This window comes from Buchnera aphidicola (Macrosiphoniella sanborni), assembly GCF_005080885.1.
GTDB lineage: Bacteria > Pseudomonadota > Gammaproteobacteria > Enterobacterales > Enterobacteriaceae > Buchnera > Buchnera aphidicola_AU.
Window position 1 is genome coordinate 143,309 of the sequence record NZ_CP034864.1, and the last position, 23,388, is coordinate 166,696.

Annotated in this window: 17 protein-coding genes; 8 read left to right on the forward strand and 9 right to left on the reverse strand. The window is 27.1% G+C overall.

All coding sequences use genetic code 11. The annotated features are described in order from the left end of the window. Positions 1–77: 77 nt before the first annotated feature. From carB to ribF, 7 genes are all read right to left on the reverse strand, one after another. Positions 78–3,320, reverse strand: coding sequence for a carbamoyl-phosphate synthase large subunit (gene carB, locus D9V74_RS00660; protein ID WP_158362339.1), 3,243 nt, complete (start codon positions 3,318–3,320; stop codon positions 78–80). A 17-nt stretch (positions 3,321–3,337) separates the two neighbouring features. Beyond that, positions 3,338–4,486, reverse strand: coding sequence for a glutamine-hydrolyzing carbamoyl-phosphate synthase small subunit (gene carA, locus D9V74_RS00665; protein WP_187308547.1), 1,149 nt, complete (start codon positions 4,484–4,486; stop codon positions 3,338–3,340). Between the two features lie 128 nt (positions 4,487–4,614). Beyond that, positions 4,615–5,424: a 4-hydroxy-tetrahydrodipicolinate reductase gene (gene dapB, locus D9V74_RS00670; RefSeq protein WP_158362343.1), complete on the reverse strand. Its 810-nt coding sequence runs from the start codon at positions 5,422–5,424 to the stop codon at positions 4,615–4,617. A gap of 12 nt (positions 5,425–5,436) precedes the next feature. Continuing rightward, positions 5,437–6,387: a 4-hydroxy-3-methylbut-2-enyl diphosphate reductase gene (ispH, locus tag D9V74_RS00675; RefSeq protein ID WP_158362345.1), complete on the reverse strand. Its 951-nt coding sequence runs from the start codon at positions 6,385–6,387 to the stop codon at positions 5,437–5,439. A gap of 61 nt (positions 6,388–6,448) precedes the next feature. Then, positions 6,449–6,919: a signal peptidase II gene (gene lspA / locus D9V74_RS00680; RefSeq protein ID WP_158362347.1), complete on the reverse strand. Its 471-nt coding sequence runs from the start codon at positions 6,917–6,919 to the stop codon at positions 6,449–6,451. Between the two features lie 9 nt (positions 6,920–6,928). Next, positions 6,929–9,754: an isoleucine--tRNA ligase gene (ileS, locus tag D9V74_RS00685; protein WP_158362349.1), complete on the reverse strand. Its 2,826-nt coding sequence runs from the start codon at positions 9,752–9,754 to the stop codon at positions 6,929–6,931. Positions 9,755–9,775: 21 nt separating this feature from the next. Continuing rightward, entirely contained in the window at positions 9,776–10,708 is a 933-nt protein-coding gene (gene ribF / locus D9V74_RS00690; RefSeq protein ID WP_158362351.1) for a bifunctional riboflavin kinase/FAD synthetase, read from the reverse strand. 191 nt (positions 10,709–10,899) lie between these two features. Between ribF and rpsT the strand changes: the two genes are divergently transcribed. Continuing rightward, positions 10,900–11,169 carry a 30S ribosomal protein S20 gene (rpsT, locus tag D9V74_RS00695; protein ID WP_158362353.1) on the forward strand — a complete coding sequence of 90 codons (270 nt, stop codon included), beginning with the start codon at positions 10,900–10,902 and terminating at the stop codon, positions 11,167–11,169. A gap of 69 nt (positions 11,170–11,238) precedes the next feature. On the opposite strand, the gene dnaJ is transcribed toward rpsT, so the two are convergent. Further along, positions 11,239–12,375 (reverse strand): molecular chaperone DnaJ, encoded by a 1,137-nt coding sequence (gene dnaJ / locus D9V74_RS00700; protein WP_158362355.1) that lies wholly within the window; start codon positions 12,373–12,375, stop codon positions 11,239–11,241. A 110-nt stretch (positions 12,376–12,485) separates the two neighbouring features. Continuing rightward, complete coding sequence (gene dnaK, locus D9V74_RS00705; protein ID WP_158362357.1) at positions 12,486–14,399, reverse strand: molecular chaperone DnaK; 1,914 nt, start codon at positions 14,397–14,399, stop codon at positions 12,486–12,488. A 317-nt stretch (positions 14,400–14,716) separates the two neighbouring features. On the opposite strand from dnaK, the gene ndhC reads away from it, so the two are divergent. From ndhC to nuoH, 7 genes are all read left to right on the forward strand, one after another. Then, the gene (gene ndhC / locus D9V74_RS00710; RefSeq protein ID WP_158362359.1) at positions 14,717–15,097 is read left to right on the forward strand and encodes an NADH-quinone oxidoreductase subunit A; all 381 of its coding nucleotides are present in this window, start codon (positions 14,717–14,719) and stop codon (positions 15,095–15,097) included. Positions 15,098–15,145: 48 nt separating this feature from the next. Beyond that, positions 15,146–15,817, forward strand: coding sequence for a NuoB/complex I 20 kDa subunit family protein (locus D9V74_RS00715; RefSeq protein ID WP_158362361.1), 672 nt, complete (start codon positions 15,146–15,148; stop codon positions 15,815–15,817). A gap of 116 nt (positions 15,818–15,933) precedes the next feature. Beyond that, positions 15,934–17,736: an NADH-quinone oxidoreductase subunit C/D gene (nuoC, locus tag D9V74_RS00720; RefSeq protein ID WP_158362363.1), complete on the forward strand. Its 1,803-nt coding sequence runs from the start codon at positions 15,934–15,936 to the stop codon at positions 17,734–17,736. Positions 17,737–17,758: 22 nt separating this feature from the next. After that, a complete protein-coding gene (nuoE, locus tag D9V74_RS00725; RefSeq protein ID WP_158362365.1) occupies positions 17,759–18,247 on the forward strand; it encodes an NADH-quinone oxidoreductase subunit NuoE in 489 nt (162 codons plus the stop codon). After that, positions 18,244–19,581, forward strand: a complete 1,338-nt coding sequence (gene nuoF / locus D9V74_RS00730) for an NADH-quinone oxidoreductase subunit NuoF (RefSeq protein WP_158362367.1) — start codon at positions 18,244–18,246, stop codon at positions 19,579–19,581. The genes nuoE and nuoF overlap by 4 nt, the downstream gene beginning before the upstream one ends. Before the next feature lie 98 nt (positions 19,582–19,679). Beyond that, positions 19,680–22,418, forward strand: a complete 2,739-nt coding sequence (nuoG, locus tag D9V74_RS00735; protein ID WP_158362369.1) for an NADH-quinone oxidoreductase subunit NuoG — start codon at positions 19,680–19,682, stop codon at positions 22,416–22,418. After that, positions 22,415–23,383 (forward strand): NADH-quinone oxidoreductase subunit NuoH, encoded by a 969-nt coding sequence (nuoH, locus tag D9V74_RS00740; RefSeq protein WP_158362371.1) that lies wholly within the window; start codon positions 22,415–22,417, stop codon positions 23,381–23,383. Before nuoG ends, nuoH begins: the two co-directional genes overlap by 4 nt. The last annotated feature ends 5 nt before the right edge of the window (positions 23,384–23,388 follow it).

A 23,388-nucleotide genomic window follows, 5' to 3' on the forward strand; every position in this document is an offset into this window, starting at 1 on the left:
TTTTATATTATAAGTATATATTATAAATATGTTTTACAACATATTTATAAATATCTTTTAATTTAATTAAGAAGTAATTATTTTTTTTTATATAATAATTCTAGTTTTTTATGTATTTCTTGTAAAGATTTAATATTTTTAGTTGGATTTTCATTGAGAGCCATTATAGTCGCAAAAGCACCATTGACAGTTGTATCGTAGTGTACTTTATATTGAAGCGCACTGCGACATATTAATTTTGAGTCTTTTATTGTTTGTTGAGAAGATGAGGTTGTATTCACAATATAAGAATATTCTCCATTTTTTAAACGATCTTGTATATGAGGACGACCTTCATGTACTTTATTTACTAATCTAGATGAAATACCAGATTTTTTTAATGCTATATATGTACCTTTTGTAGCATCTATTTGAAATCCTGTCTTTTTTAATTTCATTGCTAAATTGACAATATTTTTTTTATCATCATTTCTGACTGAAAGAAGAACTCTTCCTGTTTTTTTCATATTTGTATGAGATCCTAACATAGCTTTAGAAAAAGCTTCTGAAAAGTTTTTTCCAATACCCATTACTTCTCCTGTAGAACGCATTTCTGGACCTAATATAGGATCAACACCTGGGAATTTATCAAATGGAAGAACAGCTTCTTTGACTGAAAAATATGTAGGAATAACTTCTTTTACAAAACCTTGTTCTGATAGCTTTTTACCACACATAACTCGTGCAGAAATTTTTGCTAATGCAAGACCAGTTGATTTTGAGACAAATGGTACTGTTCTAGATGCTCTTGGATTGACTTCTATAATATAGATTTCATTTTTTTTAATAGCAAATTGTACATTCATTAATCCTTGTACGGATAATTCAAAAGCCAGCTGTGTTACTTGTTTTCTAATTTTATTTTGAATGTCTTGAGTTAAGGTGTATGCTGGTAATGAACATGCAGAATCTCCTGAATGTATTCCGGCTTGTTCAATGTGTTCCATAATGCCACCAATTAAAACTATGGTTCCATCACAAATAGCATCAACATCAACTTCTGTTGCATAGTTTAAATATTGGTCTAATAAAATAGGGGTAGTATTTTTTGATTGTAATATATTTTTAAAATATTTTTTTAAAGTATATGGTTCATAAATAATTTCCATAGCTCTTCCACCTAATACATAAGATGGTCTAACCATGATTGGATATCCGATAATTTCAGCTTGTTTATATGCTTCTTCTAGATTTAATACAGTTGCATTTAAAGGTTGTTTTAATTTTAATTTTGTAATAGTTTTTTGGAAACGAAATCTATTTTCAGCATTGTCAATAGCATCAGGACTAGTTCCTATAATAGGCACTCCTTCTTTTTCAAAATCACGAGCTAATTTTAATGGTGTTTGACCACCATATTGAATAATTACGCCTTTGGGTTTTTCTATTCTGACTATTTCTAAAACATTTTCTAATGTAATAGGTTCAAAATATAAACGATCTGAAATATCATAATCAGTAGAGACTGTTTCAGGATTACAATTAATCATAATAGCTTCAAAACCATCTTCTCTTAAAGCTTGCGCAGCATGTACACAACAATAATCAAATTCTATACCTTGTCCTATACGATTTGGACCACCTCCTAATATTATAATTTTTTTGTTATTTTTGTTTGGTTGAGATTCACATTCATCTTCCCATGTTGAATACATATATGATGTTTCAGTAGAGAATTCTGCTGAACATGTATCAATTCTTTTATATACAGGATGTAATTTTAATTTATAACGTAATTTTCTTATTTCACTTTCTTTTTTTTTAGTTAATATTGCAATACGTTGATCAGAAAAACCTTTTCTTTTAATAAAGTAAAAAAAGTTATGTATTAATCCAACAAATCCCTTTTTTATAATCTTTTTTTCTAACAAAATAATTTCTTCAATTTGACTAAGAAACCATGGATCAATTAATGTTAAATCAAACACATCATTTATAGACATTCCAAATCGAAATGCATCACCTATATACCAAAGACGTTCACATCCTGCATTTTTTAATTCATGTTTAATTTTAATTAAATTATCAGAATTAACATCAGATATTTTAGAATCAAAACCAGTAGCACCTATTTCTAAACCACGAATAGCTTTTTGTATAGATTCTTGAAAAGTACGACCAATAGCCATAACTTCTCCAACAGATTTCATTTGTGTAGTTAGTCTATCATCGCATCCAAAAAATTTTTCAAAGTTAAATCTTGGAATTTTAGTAACTATATAATCTATTGATGGTTCAAAAGATGCAGTTGTATTGATACCCGTAATGTCATTTGCTAACTCATCTAGAGTATATCCTACAGCTAATTTTGCTGCTATTTTTGCAATAGGAAATCCTGTTGCTTTAGATGCTAAAGCAGAAGATCGAGATACTCTAGGATTCATTTCGATAACAATCATACGACCATTTTTTGGATTCACTGCAAATTGAACATTAGAACCTCCTGTTTCTACACCTATTTCTCGTAAAATAGACATAGAAGCATTTCTCATAATTTGATATTCTTTATCTGTAAGTGTTTGTGCAGGAGCTATGGTGATAGAATCACCTGTATGTATACCCATAGGATCGAAATTTTCAATAGAACATACGATAATACAATTATCATTCTGATCTCGTACCACTTCCATTTCATATTCTTTCCAACCTATAAGTGATTCATCAATCAGAAGTTCTGTATTGGGAGATAATTTTAATCCTCTTTGACATATTTTTTTAAATTCTTCATGATTATAAGCAATGCCTCCTCCACTTCCACCCATAGTAAAAGAAGGACGAATAATACATGGAAAACCAACGGTTTTCAAAACCGAAAAAGCTTCTTGTATATTATGAGCAATACCACATTTAGCAGTTTCTAATTTTAATTTTTTCATCGCATGTTCAAATAATTTTCTATTTTCAGCTTTTTTTATTGCATCTACTGTAGCGCCTATAATTTTTACATTATATAAATCTAAAATACCTTTATTATCTAATTCTAAAGCACAGTTTAGTGCAGTTTGACCTCCCATAGTTGGCAATAGTGCATCTGGCTTTTCTTTTTTAATAATTTTTTTAATTATTTTCCAGTGAATAGGTTCAATGTATGTTGCATCAGCCATACAAGGATCTGTCATAATAGTAGCAGGATTAGAATTAACAAGGATAATTCTATATCCTTCTTCTTTTAAAGCTTTACAAGCTTGTGCACCTGAATAATCAAATTCACATGCTTGTCCAATCACTATTGGACCAGCTCCAAGAATTAAAATTGATTTTATATCAGTAGATTTAGGCATTTTTTTTCCCTAATTAATTACTGAGTTTTAATTTTTCGACGAATAATAAGTTGAATAAAATGATCAAACAAAGATGAGGCGTCATGTGGTCCTGGACTAGCTTCTGGATGACCTTGAAAGCTAAAAGCTGATTTGTTAGTCAAAGCAAGTCCTTGTAAAGTTCCGTCAAAAAGAGAAGTATGTGTAGTTTCTATATTATTTGGTAAACAGTTAATATCTACAGTAAAACTATGATTTTGTGCTGTAATTATTACACGATTATTTTTTATATCCTTAACTGGATGGTTTCCTCCATGATGTCCAAATTTCATTTTTATTATTTTAGCTCCGTTAGATAAAGCAAGTAACTGGTGACCTAAACATATTCCAAAAATTGGAATATCAGTTTTTAAAAAAGTTTGTATAGCATGAATTGCATAATAGCAAGGTCTTGGATCACCTGGTCCATTTGATAAAAAAATTCCATCTGGTGATAAATTTAAAACAGTTTGTGGATCAGTAGTTGCTGGTACAATGGTTAAATAACATCCTCTGTCTACAAGCATACGTAATATATTTCTCTTAACTCCAAAATCATAGACGACAACATGATAGAAAAGTTTTTCTTTCTTGACAGTAAGATTTTTTTTTTTATTTAAAGATACACTACCTTCATTCCAATGATAAATTAATTTAGTAGATACTTGTTTTACTAAATCTAAACCTTGTAAACTCAAAAAATTTTTAGCATTTTTATGTGCTATACTATAATTTTCTTTTCTATCTTCTATAATACATCCATTTTGTGAACCTTTCGTACGTAAAATACGAGTTAATTTTCTTGTATCAATATCCGATATTGCAACAATATTATTTTTTTTTAAATAAGAATGAAGACTTTTTTGATTTCTATAATTACTAGGAATAGTTGATAAATCACGAATGATAAGACCATGAGCATAAATTTTAGATGCTTCCGCATCTTGAACATTAGTTCCTACATTTCCAATTTGCGGATGAGTTAACGTTATAATTTGATGTGAATAAGAAGGGTCTGTAATTATTTCTTGATAACCAGTAATTGATGTATTGAAAACAACTTCACCTACAGTGCTTCCTTCTGCTCCGATAGATTTTCCATGAAATCTAGTTCCATCTTCTAAAACTAGTACCGCTAATTGGCTCAAAGTACCCTCCAAAAACGACTCTTTATATTAAAATTTTTATTGTTAGTATTGTACTAGTTAGATTTTATTTTAACTAAAATTAATGTTTTTGTCTATTATGATGATATAAATTCATATTAATTTTATTATTAAAATGATAATACATCTTGCATGTTAAACAGTCCTGATTTTTTTTGTTGTATCCATAAAGCAGAACGTATAGCTCCTTGAGCAAAAGATATTCTACTAGATGCAGTATGTGTTATTTTTATTTCTTCACCCGGACTAGAATACATCACAGTATGTTTTCCAATAATGTTTCCAGAACGAATCATAGAAAATCCAATTTTTTTATTTTTTCTAATTCCTGTTATTCCTTTTTTATAATATAAAGAATGTTCATCTAAGTTCCAATTCATTATATTTGATATAATTCTCCCTATTTCTAAAGCTGTTCCTGAAGGAGCATCGACTTTATTTCGATGATGATATTCAATAATATCAATATCAGAATTTTGTCCTATAATTTGAGTAGTTTTTTGAATCAATTGAAATATTAAATTGATTCCTATACTAAAATTAGATGATATTATCATTGCAATATTTTGAGAATATGTTTTCATAATTTGCATTTCTTGTTCTGAAAATCCAGTTGTTCCAATAACAATATTTTTTTTGAATTTATTGCAATATTTTAAATATTTTAGTGTACTACTAGGTTTAGTGAAATCAATTAAAACATCAAAATGACTATTTTTAATATTAGATTCGTCGTTAATAAGTACGTTAATTTTTCCTATACCAAGAATTTCTCCAATATCTTGTCCAATTAATGGATGATGTTTTTGAATCAATACTGTTGTTAAAGATGTTTTTTGATTTTTTGTGATTTCTTTAATAAGTGTTTGACCCATACGTCCTAATGGACCAGTGATTGCAATACGAGTATTATTATTCATTTTTTTCCTATATTATTCTAAAAATATTTTAGTATTTGATATTTTTTTAGGAAGTTGAAAAACTGTTTTTTCTTGAATACCTAACATTTCTATGGATTCATGAGCTCCTAATTTTTTCAAGTATTCAACAACTTCTTTAACTAATATTTCTGGTGCAGATGCACCCGCTGTAATACCAATATAATTTACGTTTCTTAACCATTTTGTTTTGATATCAACAAAAGAATTTATTAGTTTTGTGAATATTCCATTTTCTCGTCCTAATTCTGCTAAACGATTAGAATTAGAAGAATTTTTTGATCCAATAACAAGTATCATATTAACTTTGTTAGATAATTGATTAACAGCTATTTGACGATTAGTTGTTGCATAACATATGTCTTCTTTAGGAGGACTCGAAATTTGAGGAAATTTATTTCTTAAAGAAGCAATTATTTTTGTAGTATTTCGAATAGATAAAGTAGTTTGTGTAAAGAAATTTAATTTTCTATCATTTTTGATAGATAAATCATTTATATCTTCGATAGATTCTATAAGATGTATTTTGCTATTTTTATTAGTATATTGACCTAATATACCTTCTACTTCAGGGTGTCCTTTATGACCAATTAGAATAGTTTCTATATTTTTTTGGCTAGATTTTGATACTTCTATGTGCACTTTTTTCACTAATGGACAAGTAGCGTCTAAGATAATTAATTTTTTTTTTTTAGCTTTTTTTATAGTTTTTTTTGAGACTCCATGTGCTGAAAAAATAACTATAGAATTATCTGGAATTTGAGAAATTTTTTCAACAAAAACTACTCCTCGACGACGTAATTGATCAATAACATATTCATTATGAACAATTTCATGGAGAACATAAATTTTTTTTTTGTAAAATTTTAATGCTTTTTCAACTATTAAAATTGCTCTTTTTACTCCTGCACAAAAACCTCGGGGATTAGATAATATAATGTTCAATATATGATCTCCAGAGTATATATTTTAATAGAATTTCAATATTATATGAAATTTTTTATTTTTATGTTTTATAGTTTATTTTTAAAAATATAACAATTCCTAAAAAAATACTACAATCAGCTATATTAAATATTGCAAAATGCCAGTTGTTAATATGAAAATCAATAAAATCTATAACGAAACCATAAAAAATTCTATCGATTAAATTTCCTATTGCTCCTCCAATCATGAGAGAGTAGGCTAGAATTTGATTTATTTCTTGTGTTTTTAATTTTTTCATTGTTCTTACTATTATAAGTATAATTAATAAGCTAATAATAGATAAAAACCATCTTTGCCATCCTTTTTCATTAGAAAATAAACTAAATATTGCACCATAATTATGTATATGAAAAAAATTTAAAATTGAAAAAATTTGTTTTGTATCATATAATTCAATATTTCTAATAATCCAATTTTTACTTAATATATCTATAATAATAATAAATAATATTACAGTTATAGATAAATATTGTTTTATATTATTCGACATTTTTTTTTATCATATAAATATACGTTCTTCACCATTTCCCATAGTATTTAAAATACAACGATGGCATATATTGCTGTTTTTTATATTATTTTCACTAAAAGAAAAATAATGCCAACATCTTGGACATTTTTCTCCTTGTATTTTATATAAATCAATTTTTAATTGATCAATATTTTGATTTTTTGTTATATTTAAAGGAGCAGTATCATATCGTTTAATCTCTACTGATGAAGTTAAAAATATAAATTTTATTTCTTCTCCTAAAATTTTTAATTTTTCTAGATATGAATTAGAAACATATAATATAATAGCAGCTTCTAGTGAATTATTAATGATTTTATTTTTTATTTTATCTTCTATAAATTTATTTATTTCATTTTTTAGTTTAAAAATGTCATTCCAAAATCCGTAATTAAATATATCATCTTTTTTTAAATAAAATAATTTATCAAACCATTCTTCCGTAAATACATATTGAGAATCAGTTTCAGGTATATAACTCCATATTTCATGAGCAGTAAAAGAGAGTATAGGTGCAATCCATCTAACAAGTGAATGAATAATATAATACATTGCTGTTTGGCAGCTTCTTCTAGCTTTGCTATTTTTTTGTAGAGTATATTGTCTGTCTTTTATAATATCGAGGTAAAAAGAACCCATTTCTATGGAACAAAAATACATTAAGCGTTGAACTACTCCATGAAAATTATAGTTATGATAAAAATTAATAATTTCTTTTTGTACTATGAGAGTTTGTCCTATTGCCCACTTATCTAATAGAATCATATTATCTTTAGATATTAAATCTGTTTTAGGATTGAAATCAGTAATATTTGCTAATATAAAACGTGCAGTATTTCTAATTCTTCTATACATATCAGATGAATTTTTTAATATTTCATTAGAAATAGAAATATCATTAGAATAATTAGAAGATGCAACCCATAATCTTAGAACATCTGCTCCTAATGTATTGACTACTGTATTAGGACTAATAGCATTATCTACAGATTTAGACATTTTTTGTCCATTTCCATCGACAGCAAATCCATGAGTTAATACTGTAGAATATGGTGCTTGTTTTTTAATTAATGTTGAAATAATAAGTGAAGACATAAACCAACCTCTATGTTGATCTGATCCTTCTAAATACATATCGGCTTGATTTATTATATTATATTTTTTATTTTTATATGTTATTGATGTGTATGTATTTCCAGAATCAAACCAAACATCTAATATATCTGGAATTTTATCATATAAATAATAATCTATACCTAAAAGTTCTTTGGGATTGATATTGATCCATGATTGTATGCCTTCAGATTCTACTTTTTTTGCTATTTTTTGCATTAAATTATAAGTATTAGGATGTAGTGTTTTTTTTTCTTTATGTATAAAAAGAGACATTGGTACACCCCATTGTCTTTGTCTAGAAATACACCAATGAGGTCTTTTTTGAATCATATCTTTGATTCTTGATTCTCCCCAATTAGGGATCCATTCAACTTTCTTGATTTCTTTTAGCAATGTATTTCTCAGTTGATTTTTATCTATATTTATAAACCATTGTGGAGTAGCTCTAAATATTATAGGAGTTTTATGTCTCCAGCAATGTGGATAACTGTGTATTAAAGATTCATGATGTAATAATGAGTTATTTTTTTTTAATAATTTTATAATAACTGGATTAGCTTGTAGAACATTTATATGATCTAATTTCTCATGTATATTAGTAATATATTTTCCTTGAAAATCTACTAAATTACTTGTTCTAATATTGTATTTTTGACTAACTATATAATCATCAATTCCATGATCTGGTGCGGTATGAACAGCTCCAGTTCCAGATTCACAACTAACATGTTTTCCTAATATTACAGGTATATTAATATCTTTTAAAAAAGGATGTAAAAATATTTTATTTTCTAAAATACTTCCTTTAATAGAATTTACAATTTTCCATTTTTTAATTTTTAGTGTATCTAATATATTTTGAACGAGTTCTTTTGCTATAATGATATAATATTGTTTAGTTTCTATTAATTGGTATTGAATATGCGGATGTATTGAAATAGCTTTGCTAGATGGTAGAGTCCATGGTGTTGTAGTCCAAATAGGTAAATAAATATTTTTGTTGTTCAATAATGAACAATCAAATAACTTTTTTATTCCTAATGGATCTTTAGATGTAAAAGCAACAATAATTGAATCTGATTTTTTTTTAAAATATTCAATTTCTGCTTCAGATAATGATGATGAACATTCAATACACCAATAAATAGGTTTAAAATCTTGATATACATATTTTTTTTTAATAATTTCAGATAAAGTTCGGATAATATCCGCTTCATTTTTAAAATTCATTGTAAGATGAGAATTTTCCCAATCTCCTATGACTCCTAACCGAATAAAATCTTTTTTTTGTTTATTAACTTGTTTTTGTGCATATTCTCTACATTTTTTTTGAAATGTTAAAGTAGATATCTTTTTTAGATGAATATCATTTTTATTTTCTACTTTTTGCTCAATTGGTAATCCATGACAATCCCAAGATGGAATATATGGAGCATCAAAACCAGACATATTTTTAGATTTGATAATAATATCTTTTAAAATTTTGTTGATTGCATGTCCAATATGAATATTTCCGTTTGCATATGGTGGACCATCATGCAGAAAAAATATTTTTTTTCTTTCTTTTTTTTTTCTAATTAGCTTATATAATTGATTATCATTCCAATTTTTTAATATTTTTGGTTCTTTTTCTACAAGATTTCCCTTCATTGAAAATTTAGTTTTTGGTAAATTTAAAGTTTTTTTATAATCATCCATTGTATTCTCTTTTTTTAAATTTTAACTAATTTTAAAATATTTTTTAACTTTTATAATATCTTGAAATATTTGATTTTTTAATTCTTCTTTTGAAGAAAATAGTTGTTCATCACGTATTTTCTTATATATGAAAACTTCTATGTATTTTCCATATAAATCTATATTAGTATTAAATAAATGTACCTCAAGTAATGTTACTGTATTTTTCATAAAAGTAGGTTTTACACCAATATTAGATATTCCTAAAAAATTTTTATTAATAGAACATTTTATTTTAACAGCATATACACCATGATTTAATAAAAATTTTTGATCTAAACGTATATTTGCTGTTGGATAATTTATAGTTCTAGCTAATTTATCTCCATGAATAACTTTACCAGAAATACTAAATTGACGACCAAGAAAATTATTTGCTAATTTTATATTATTTTTAGATAGTGCTTTTCTAATATTAGTACTGCTAATTTTCATAGATTTTTTATATAAAGAGCGTATTTTTATAATACTAAATTTATATTTATCTCCTAATTTTTTTAAAAGTTCAATATTTCCATTTCTATTAAATCCGAATCTGAAATCATTACCTATTACTATGAATTTCATGTGTAGTTTATTTATTAATATATTTGTGATAAAATCTTGTGGTTTTACAGATTTAAAAGATTGATTAAATCTAATACATAAAATCTTATCAATATTATAAGATGAAATCCATTTTACTTTTTCACGAAATTTTGTAATGCGAATAGGGGAATTATTTTTTTTAAAGAATTCTAATGGTTGAGGTTCAAATAAAATTACTATACTCAATAATTTATATTGTGCACTTATTTTATAAGTTTTTAAAAATAGTTTTTGATGACCTAAGTGTATACCATCAAATTTTCCAATAGTAATAACTGAATGAAAAGAAATATCTTGGATATTATGAATACCTCGTATAATCTTCATATTATGAAGTTGACCTTTTAAAATAAAGTGAACTGAATTTTAAAATGTGCTATTAAAGATATTATAATATTTTTTAATATAATTAATAGTAATATTAGTAATATTAGTAATATACTAAATATACTATTTTAGTATATTCATTAAAAAATTTTTTTCAAATAAATGTTTAATTTTTAAATTGAGGGATTGAAATGGCTAATATTAAATCTTCTAAAAAAGATGTGATAACATCTGAAAATCGTCGAAAACAAAATTCTAGTCGACGCTCAATGATTCGCACTTTTATTAAAAAAGTAAGAAAATCAGTTATTTCTGGAAATAAAAAAATAGCAGAAGATGCATTTAAAGAAATGCAGCCTATTCTTGATAGTCATGTTAATAAAGGTTTAATACATAAAAATAAAGCTGCGCGTTATAAATCGAATTTCTCATTGAAAATTAATAAGATGTGTAAAAATTAATACTGTAGTAGTATTTCCTCTAATTAGTATTGCCTCTAATGTTTTCCAGAAGCAATACTTTATAATAATTTATTTTGTTAAATCGTCAAAAAATCTTTTTACTCCATCAAAAAATCTTTTTGAACGTGGACTATTTTTTTCACCACGAAAACCATGAAAACTTTCTCCTAATTCATGTAAAAGAGTTTTTTGTTTATCATTTAAGTTGACTGGTGTTTCCACTACAACTCGACACAATAAATCACCTTGATGTCTATTTTGTATTGATTTTACACCTCTTCCTCGAATACGAAAGAGTTTTCCTGATTGTGTTTCGCATGGTATTTTGAGTTTTACTTTTCCATCTAGTGTAGGAACTTCTATTTCTCCACCTAATGCAGCCATAGTAAAGTTAATAGGAACTTCGCAGTATAAATTATTTTCTTCTCTTTCAAAAATGGGATGTTTTTTAACTGTAATTTGCACATAAAGATCACCAGATTGTGCACCATTAATACCGGGTTCTCCTTCGTTGTTAAGACGGATTCGATCATTTGTATCAACTCCTGGTGGAATGGAAACTGATAGTCTTTTATATGTTTCTACTCTTCCTTTTCCGCGACATATATTGCAAGGATGTGAAATAATTGAACCTTTTCCACCACATTTAGGACATGATTGTTGTACAGTAAAAAAACCTTTTCTAGTATGTATTTGTCCTTTTCCATGACATATAGAGCATAAACGTGGTTTTGTTCCGGTTTTAGTGCCACTACCATAACATATATTACATTTTTGAAGAGTAGGAATTTTAATTTCTTTTTTAGTACCTTTAACAGCTTCTTCTAATATAATTTCTAAATTATAACATAAATCGGATCCTTTTCTGTTTCTTTGTGTTCTATTACCTCCAAAAATATCACCAAAAACATCTCCAAAAATATCACTAAAATCTGCTGAACTAGTAAAACTGCTGTATGTACTACTATTAGATTGACCATTTTCAAAAGCCGCATGTCCATATTGATCGTATGCATTTCTTTTTTCTTCATTGATTAAGATTTCATAAGCTTCTTTAATTTCTTTAAATTTTTCTTCAGCTGTTTTATCTCCCTGATTTCTATCAGGATGATATTTCATTGCCAGTTTTTTATATGCTTTTTTAATGTCACGTTCTTGAGCTGATTTTGAAATTCCCAAAATTTGATAGTAGTCTTGTTTAGCCATTCTTACTTACGCTTCCTGATTTTAAAATAAATTACACGGGCGTAGATAATTTTCTACGCCCGTGCTTGTTTAAGTTCCATGATAACATTATGAATATTTAATAAAATTAATTATTTTTTCGAGTCTTTAACTTCTTCAAATTCTGCATCTATAATATTTTCGTCTTTTGTGTTAGAAGATTTTTTTTCATCTTTTTTATTTATGTTTGATGTTTCTTGATTAATTTCTTTTATTTTAGATGATTGTTGTAATAGATGTTGTATATTTTTTTCGATATCAAGCTTATTTTCTCCTTTTAATGCTGTTTCTAGCTGTTTTAAAGCCAGTTCAATATCTTTTTTAGTTTGTTCATCAATAGATTCTTTATTTGTATGTATTTGTTTTTTTACACTATGAATTAATTGATCACCTTGATTTTTTGTTTGAATTAATTCTTCAAATTTTTGATCTGCTTCAGAATTAACTTCTGCATCATGTACCATTTTTTTAATTTCTTCTTCGTTCAATCCAGAAGATGCTTTTATAGTAATTTTTTGTTCTTTTCCTGTTTTTTTGTCTTTTGCAGATACATGTAATATTCCATCTGAATCAATATCAAATGTTACTTCAATTTGTGCGGTCCCTCTAGGTGCTGGTTCAATGCCATCTAAGTTAAATTGTCCTAACGATTTATTATCTGATGCTCTTTTACGTTCACCTTGTAATACATGAATAGTCACTGCGGATTGATTGTCTTCAGCTGTTGAAAAGACTTGACTATGTTTAGTAGGAATAGTAGTGTTTTTGTTTATAAGAGAAGTCATTACACCACCCATTGTTTCAATTCCTAGTGATAAAGGAGTAACATCTAATAACAAGACATCTTTAACGTCTCCGGAAAGAACTCCTCCTTGAACTGCAGCACCAACTGCTACAGCTTCATCAGGATTGACATCTTTTCGAGGTTCTTTCCCAAAAAATTCTGCAACTTTTTTTTGAACCATAGGCATTCTTGTTTGACCACCAACTAATATTACATCATGTATATCCGAAACTGATAATCCTGCATCTTTTAAAGCAACTTTTAGTGGTTCAATTGAACGTATTATTAAATCTTCAACTAAAGATTCTAATTTTGCTCGTGTTACTTTTATATTTAGATGTTTAGGACCATTAGCATCTGCTGTAATATAAGGAAGATTTACATCTGTTTGTTGTGCAGATGATAATTCTATTTTTGCTTTTTCTGCAGATTCTTTTAAACGTTGCATAGATAATGGATCATTTCTTAAATCTATTCCTTGTTCTTTTTTAAATTCTGATACTAAATAATTAATTAATCTACTATCAAAATCTTCTCCACCGAGATGGGTATCTCCATTAGTTGCAAGCACTTCAAATGTTTTTTCTTTATCAACATCATCAATTTCAATAATAGATATGTCAAAAGTACCACCACCTAGATCATAAACTGCTATTGTTCTATTTCCTTGACCTTTATCTAAACCATAAGCAAGAGCTGCAGCTGTCGGTTCATTTATAATTCTTTTTACTTCTAGTCCAGCAATTCTTCCTGCATCTTTAGTAGCTTGACGTTGAGCATCATTAAAATATGCTGGAACTGTAATTACAGCTTCTTTAATTGTCTCTCCTAAATAATCTTCTGCAGTTTTTTTCATTTTTTTTAATACTTCTGCAGAAATTTGAGGAGGTGCCATTTTTCGTTTTTTTATATCAATCCAAGCATCTCCATTATCAGAATTGACAATTTTGTAAGGCATGATTTTAATATCACGTTGTACTTCGTCATCTGCAAATTTTCTTCCAATTAAACGTTTAATAGCAAATAATGTATTATTTGGATTGGTTATAGCTTGACGTTTTGCAGGTTGTCCTACTAGGACTTCTCCTTCTTGAGTATACGCGATAATTGACGGTGTAGTGCGATCACCTTCAGAATTTTCTAAAACACGAGGTTTATTGCCATCCATAATAGCAACACAAGAATTAGTTGTTCCTAAGTCAATACCAATAATTTTACCCATTAAAATTTCTCCTTGAATAAAGTTTGGTTTGTAATCTTAATATGTTCATTTTTTTGTTTTTTAATGAGTCATATATTTTTATGAGATTTTCTTTAATATTGAATGATTATTAGATGGGGTCGCTTTTTCATGCATCAAGGGCTAAAAAAAAAATAAAGTTTTAGTATAGTAAAATTAGTACTTTATTTTTTTTAGTTAATATAATTAATGTTATAATAAATTATTTAATTAAATTAATAATATTAATAAAAATATATTTAAATATATATATTTTAAAATTATATATTATAAATTTTTCTTAAGGAAGTAAGGAAGATATAGTGCAAAAGTCAATAATAATTAACGAATATTTATCTTTTTTTATTTTTATTATTTCTTCTTTAGGATTTTGTTGTTTTATGCTTTTGTTAAGTGGAATTTTAGGTGGTCGTTCTTCTTCTAGAAATAAAAATACTCCTTTTGAATCAGGAATTGTTGCATCTAAAAATACTCATTTACATTTTTCTGTAAAATTTTATTTAGTTGCTATGTTTTTTGTTATTTTTGATGTTGAATCATTGTATTTATATGCTTGGTCTGTAAGTGTTTATGAATCTGGATGGATGGGTTTTTTTGAATCTTCTGCTTTTGCTATATCTTTTATATTAGCATTATTTTATTTAATTCGTATGAAAGCATTAACATGGGTATCGTCTTAAAGATTAAGAATTTTTTAAATTTTATTTTTTAATTTGATGGAATATAATATGAAATACACTTTAACGCGTGCGGAATATAAAGATAAAAAAAAATATCCACAACAAACATCTCAATCTGTTTCAGATCCTATTGAGCAATATATAAAAAAAAATATTTTTATGGGGAAAATTACTCAATTTTTGCATAAATTAGTTAATTGGGGGAGAAAAAATTCTCTTTGGCCTTATAATTTTGGATTATCTTGTTGTTATGTAGAAATGGTGTCTTCATTTACATCTATACATGATGTAGCACGTTTTGGATCTGAAGTTTTACGCGCATCTCCAAGACAAGCTGATGTTATGGTTATTGCAGGTACTCCATTTATAAAAATGGCACCAGTTATTCAGAGATTATATGATCAAATGTTAGAACCTAAATGGGTCATTTCTATGGGAGCATGTGCTAATTCTGGTGGCATGTATGATATTTATTCTGTTGTTCAAGGAGTAGATAAATTTTTACCAGTTGATATTTATATTCCGGGTTGCCCTCCGCGTCCAGAAGCATATATGCAAGGTTTAATGTTATTGCAAAAATTAATTAATGAAGAAAGACGCCCATTATCTTGGGTTGTAGGAGAACAGGGTATATATCATAAAAAAATGGTATCTGAAAAGAAGATTAATAGAAATAAAAGAATTGATGTTATTAATCTTTCTACTGCAGAAAAAATTTAGATTATCATGAAAAACTATAATATTATTCTTGATGCTTAAAATTTTTTTTTATTAAATAAAATATATACACTACATCTTCATAAATAATTATAGTACTTAAGTATAATGAGAAATTTATGGTGAATTTAATACAAGAAGAAAATATTCCTTTATTGAAAAAAGAGTTAAAAAATCTTGAAAAAGATTCAATAATTAAAATTTTATTTGATATGTTTGGTGAAGAATTATGTTGTTATCAAAGTAGTCTCACTGGTTTTCCTATAATTTGGGTTAATAAAAAATTATTATTAGATGTTGGAAAATTTTTATATACTTTATCTTCACCTTATATAATGCTTTACGATTTGCATGGTATTGATGAACGATTAAGATTTCATCGTGATAAATTACCTCCTGCTGATTTTTCAGTTTTTTATCATTTGATATCTATTGAGCGCAATTCTGATATTATGATTAAAGTACCGTTGTCAGAAGATGATTTAATTGTTCCAACATTGACTAATTTATTTCCTAACGCTAATTGGTATGAACGTGAAACATGGGATATGTTTGGTATTGTATTTGATAAACATCCGAATTTAACTCGTATTATTATGCCCAGTACATGGCAGGGTCATCCTTTGAGAAAAAATTATTCTGCAAGAGCAACAGAATATTCACCATTTTTTTTAAATACAACAAAAGAAGATCTTGAAATGGAAGGTTTAAGGTTTAAACCTGAATTATGGGGTATGAAAAGAAAAAATGATAATGTAGAATTTATGTTTTTAAATCTAGGTCCAAATCATCCTTCAGCTCATGGTGCTTTTAGAATTATTCTACAACTTGATGGAGAAAATATTGTCGATTGTGTACCAGATATTGGATATCATCATCGCGGAGCAGAAAAAATGGGAGAACGTCAATCATGGCACAGTTATATTCCATATACTGACCGAATTGAATATCTGGGAGGTTGTGTTAACGAAATGCCTTATGTTTTAGCTGTAGAAAAATTAGCGCATATTTCTGTTCCAGAAAAAGTAGAAGTTATTAGAGTAATGATGTCAGAATTATTTAGAATTAACAGTCATCTATTATATATTTCTACTTTTATTCAAGATGTAGGTTGTATGACTCCTGTATTTTTTGCTTTTACTGATCGTCAAAAAATCTATGATTTAATCGAAGCAATTACAGGTGCTCGTATGCATCCAGCTTGGTTTCGTATTGGTGGAGTTGCTAATGATTTACCAAAAGGTTGGAATATTTTATTAAGAGAATTTTTAAATTGGATGCCAAAAAGGTTAAAATATTACGTCACAATGGCTTTAAAAAATAGTATTTTAATTAATCGTTCGAAGGGAATTGCTGCATATAATAAAAAAGAAGCATTAGAATGGGGTGTTACTGGAGCTGGACTTCGTGCAACAGGATTAAATTTTGATATAAGAAAAATGAGGCCTTATTCTGGTTATCAAAATTATAATTTTGACGTTCCAATAGGAACAGGAATTAGTGATGCTTATTCACGAGTTATGATAAAAGTAGAAGAAGTATATCAAAGTCTTTTTATTTTAGAACAGTGTTTAAATAATATGCCAGAAGGACCTTTTAAATCTGATCATCCATTAAGTACTCCTCCTTCCAAAGAATGTGTATTACAAAACATTGATACAATGATTACTCATTTTTTACAAGTTTCTTGGGGACCAGTGATTCCAGAAAATGAAAGTTTTCAAATGATTGAAGCAACTAAAGGAATTAATAGTTATTATTTGATTAGTGACGGTGGTACTATGAGTTATCGTACAAGAATACGTACACCTAGTTTTCCACATTTACAACAAATACCTTCAGTAATTCGCGGAAGTTTAATATCAGATTTAATTGTATATCTAGGAAGTATAGATTTTGTTATGTCTGATGTGGATAGATAATTATGAATAAAAAAAAAATATAATGCGTAAAATTTCTATTAAATTCAAATTAACTAATGAAGAAATTCAAGAAATAAATAATCAAAAAAAGTATTATGAAAATTTTCGTTCTATTTCTATAGAAGCACTGAAAATTGTACAAAAAAAACGTGGTTGGATTTGTGATCAAGCGATTTATGCTATTGCTGAAATATTGAAAATTCATCCTAGTGAAGTTGAAGGTGTTGCTACTTTCTATAGTCAAATTTTTCGTCAACCAGTTGGTCGTAATATCATTCGTTATTGTGATAGTGTGGTATGTTTTTTAACTGGTTATAAAAATATAAAAATTACTTTAGAAAAATGTCTAAAAGTAAAAATTGGGCAAACTACGCAAGATAATAAGTTTACTTTATTACCCGTTTGTTGTTTAGGAAATTGTGATAAAGGGCCAACAATTATGATTAATGAAGATCTGTATTCTTTTTTAACTCCAGAATCTATTCCACATATACTGGAATCATATAAATGAATCAAAATATACGCAGCGCAGAAACTCATCCTTTAACATGGCGTTTAAGAAATGACCAAAATACTGTTTGGATTAAAGAATATGTTTTAAAAGATGGTTATCAAGCTTTAAAAAAAGCATTAAAAAATATGTTATCGAAAGATGTAATTAATATAGTAAAAGAATCAGGTTTAAAGGGAAGAGGAGGAGCTGGTTTTTCTACTGGTTTAAAATGGACTTTAATGTCTAAAAGTCGCTCTCATAGTGATAAAAATAGTGCTTATTTAATATGTAATGCTGATGAAATGGAACCTGGTACATATAAAGATCGATTATTAATGGAGAAAATTCCTCATCAATTAATTGAAGGAATAATATTATCAGGATATGCATTAAATGTATCTCGAGCTTATATTTTTTTAAGAGGAGAATATGTCCAAGCTGAAAAAATTTTAACAAAATCTATACAAGAAGCAACTTTTTTTGGTTTTATTGGGTCAAATATTCTTAATAGTGAGTTTAATTTTGAACTAGTTTTACACACTGGAGCTGGACGTTATATTTGTGGAGAAGAAACAGCTTTAATTAATTCTTTAGAGGGTCGTAGAGCTAATCCAAGATCTAAACCACCGTTTCCAGGAGTATTCGGATTATGGGGAAAACCTACTTGTATTAATAATGTAGAAACATTATCTAATGTTCCCAGTATTATATTAAATGGTATAAATTGGTATAAAAATTTATCTAAAAGTTCTGATACTGGTACTAAATTAATGGGTTTTTCAGGAAAAGTAAAAAATCCTGGTGTATGGGAATTACCTTTTGGTACCACAGCTCGTGAGATTTTAGAAGATTATGCGTATGGAATGAAATCCGGTTATTTTTTAAAAGCTTGGCAACCAGGAGGTGCAGGAACAGATTTTTTAACTGAAAAACATTTAGATTTACCAATGGATTTTAATAATATACGTCAAGCTGGTAGTCGTTTAGGAACTGCTCTTGCTATGGCAGTAGATCATAAAACAAATATGGTTGATCTTGTCTATAATATAGAAAAATTTTTTTCTCGCGAATCATGTGGTCTATGTACGCCATGCAGAGACGGATTACCATGGATTGTAAAAATATTAAAAAGTTTAAAAGATAAAAAAGGACAAAAGAATGATATTAAAGATTTAGAAAGATTGTGTGTACATTTGAGTCCAGGTAAAACATTTTGTGCTCATGCACCTGGAGCAATAGAACCATTACAAAGTGCTATAAAATATTTTCGATCTGAATTTGAATCTGGAATTAATCAAAAACTAGTGCATATAAATAAAACATTTATTGGAATTCAATCGAACAATATTTAGTTTAAAACTTATAATTTTTATAAAAATATTTATGTTATGTTTAAATAAATTTTTTATATAAATTTATCTGAATAAAAAATTTTGGAATTATTCTTTATATGGCTAAAATTTATATAGATGGTGTTATGCATATTGTAAATGAATCGGATAATTTATTACAATCTTGTTTATCATTAGGTATTGATATCCCTTATTTTTGTTGGCATCCCTTATTAGGAAGTTTAGGTGCATGTCGTCAATGTGCTGTAACACAATATAATAATTTAGAAGATCGCCAAGGTCGATTAATTATGTCTTGTATGACACCGTCAATTGACGGAACTATAATTTCTGTAAACAACATAGAATCTACAATATTTCGCAGTACTATAATTGAATTATTATTAACAAATCATCCACATGACTGTCCAGTATGTGAGGAGGGTGGTCATTGCCATTTGCAAGATATGACAGTAATGGTAAAACATAATATACGTAATTATAGATTTCGAAAAAGAACACATAAAAATCAATATTTAGGATCTTTCATAAAACATGAAATGAATCGATGTATTACATGCTATCGTTGTGTTAGATATTATAACGATTACGCAGATGGTACAGATTTTGGAGTCTATGGATCTAATAATAATATTTATTTTGGTCGTGTAGAAGATGGTGTTTTAGAAAACGAACATTCAGGTAATTTAATAGAACTATGTCCTACTGGTGTTTTTACTGATAAAACTCATTCTAAAAAATATAATCGTAAATGGGATATGCAATATTCTCCAAGTATATGTCAAAATTGTAGTATTGGATGTAATATTAGTATTGGAGAACGTTATGGAGAAATTCGTAGAATAGAAAATAGATATCATGAAAAAATTAATCATTATTTAATTTGTGATCTTGGACGTTTTGGTTATTCTCATAATAATTTAATTACACGTCCTAAAAATCCAGTCTATTCTAATAATAGATATTCAAAAATATTAAATTTTCATGAAGCTATTAATATAGGCTTTAATTTTTTTAAAAAATTTAAAAGAGTAATTGGAGTTGGTTCTATAAGAGCTAGTATAGAAAATAATTTTGCATTACAAGAATTAGTAGGCAGAAATAATTTTTCGAATGGCATGTCTAATAAAGAACAAACATGTATGCAATTAATTTTAGAATTTTTAAAAAATAATTTTATATATACTCCATCGTTAAGAGAAATTGAAAGTTACGATGTCATTTTAGTTTTAGGAGAAGATTTAACACAAACTTCTGCTCGTGTTGCTTTAGCTGTACGGCAAGCAGTAAAAAAAAAATCACAAGATATAAATTATTCTAATGGAATACCAAAATGGAATGTTTCTCCAAGTGTTCATATGTCTGAAAGTGTTAAAAATTCTTTATTTATATTACACACACATGAAAATAAATTAGATGATATTTCTGAATGGTCTTATTTTGCTCCTATTGATAAACAAGTAAATTTTGCATCTGCTATTGCTTATGAATTAAATAAAAATTTACCAGAAGTATTAAATATAGATCCTTTATTAAAAGAAAAAGCATTATTAATCTCTCATCGATTAATTTCATCGAAAAAAACTTTAATTATTTCAGGTTCTCATTCTTATGATGTTTCTATTATACAGGCATCAATAAATATAGCTCATTCTATTAAAATTCATTATCCAAATCATCATGTTGGTACAGTTTTTTTGACACCGTCTCCTAATTCTTTAGGTGTAGCACTATTTGGAGGTATGTCTATAGAATCTGCATTAGAAGAAATTCAAAATAAAAAAGCAGATGCGATAATTTTTATGGAATACGATTTATATCGCTCTATATCGCAACATGATTGTGATATTGTTTTTAAAAACAAAGAAAATATTATAACTTTAGATCACCAATATACAGAAACTTATAAGAAATCTGGATTGACTTTACCGGTAAAAAATTTTACTGAAAGTTCTGGAACAGTTATAAATTTTGAAGGAAGAGCTCAACGTTTTTTTCAAGTTTATGATCCTTATTTTTATGGTGATAATTATTGTTTTTTTGAAAGTTGGAAATGGTTGCATTGGATGAAATCAAAGATTGATAATACTGAAATATCTTGGACAAATTTAGATGATGTAATAAGTTCTTATTCTAAAAAATATACAATTTTAAACAAAATAAAATTAGAAGAGTTAAGTTCTAGTTTTCGTGTTCATGGTCAAAAAATTTCTCGTTCTTCTATTCGTTCTAGTGGTAGAACATCTTTACGTTCCCATATCGATGTTCATGAACCTCGTCAACCTGTTGATAATGATACTATGTTTGCATTTTCTATGGAAGGTTATAATCAACCTCATGAATCTGTTGCTCATATTCCCTTTGCTTGGTTTCCTGGTTGGAATTCACCACAAGCATGGAATAAATTTCAAAAAAAGATAGGTAAAGATTTAGTATCTGGAAATTCAGGAGTGCGTCTTTTCACAGAAAATACAATAAAAACAAAAATAGATTTAAGTATTATATCTATGTCTCAAACTTTTAAAGAAGAAGAATACTGGTATATTATACCTTATTATCATCTTTTTGGAAATGAAGAACTAACTCAATATTCATCTATAATACGAGAAAATATACCTATAGAATATGCTTTAATGAGCTTTGAAGATGGGGAAAAATTAAATTTAAAAAAAGACTCAATAGTAGAATTTAATTGTTTAAATAAAAATTATCGTTTACCAATACAATTGTCTAAATATTTAACTAAAAGTCACTTAGGATTACCTTTAGGAAGAAAAGGTTTTCCTATTTCTTTGATTGGTAGAAAAATTAAATTTTTACAGGAATGTATTACATGATTGGATTAAAAATAAATATAGTTCAAATATTCTTTTCTTTTTTTAAAATTTTTTTTCTTTTGTTCTCAACAGTTTTTTTTGCTGCTTTTTTAAGTATTATTGAACGAAGATTATTAGCATTATTCCAAAATAGATACGGACCTAACCGAGTTGGTTGGATGGGCAGTTTGCAAATATGTGCTGATATGATTAAAATTTTATTTAAAGAAGATTGGACTCCACCTTTTAGTAAGAAATTTATTTTTATTTTATCACCTATAATAGCTTTTATGTCTTTGTTATGTGTAGTTCCTACTATTCCATTTACATCTAGTTTTATGATTATTGATTTAAATATAGGTATTTTATTTTTTTTAATGATGGCAAGTTTGTCGGTTTATTCTATACTTTTTGCTGGTTGGTCTAGTAATAATAAATATGCATTATTAGGAGCAATGCGTGCGTGTGTGCAAACTTTAAGTTATGAAGTATTTTTAGGATTATCATTAATGGGAGTAGTGGCTTGTTCAGGATCATTTAAAATATCAGATATTGTAATACATCAAAAAGATATTTGGAATATTTTCCCCCAGTTTTTTGGTTTTTTATCTTTTTTTATAGCTGGTTTAGCTGTTTGTCATAGACATCCATTTGATCAACCTGAATCTGAACAAGAATTAGCTGATGGTTATCATATTGAATATTCAGGAATGAAATTTGGTTTATTTTTTATTGGTGAATATATTTCTATTATTGTAGTATCATCATTAATAGTAACAATTTTTTTTGGTGGATGGTTAGGTCCATTTATTCCTGGTTTTATTTGGTTTTTTTTAAAAACTATTTTTTTTATTTTTATTTTTATTTTAATCCGAGCTTCTTTGCCAAGGCCACGATATGATCACATATTGTTATTTGGATGGAAATATTGTTTACCACTTACATTATTAAATTTATTTTTTACTGCTTTTTTTATTTTATTATAAAATTG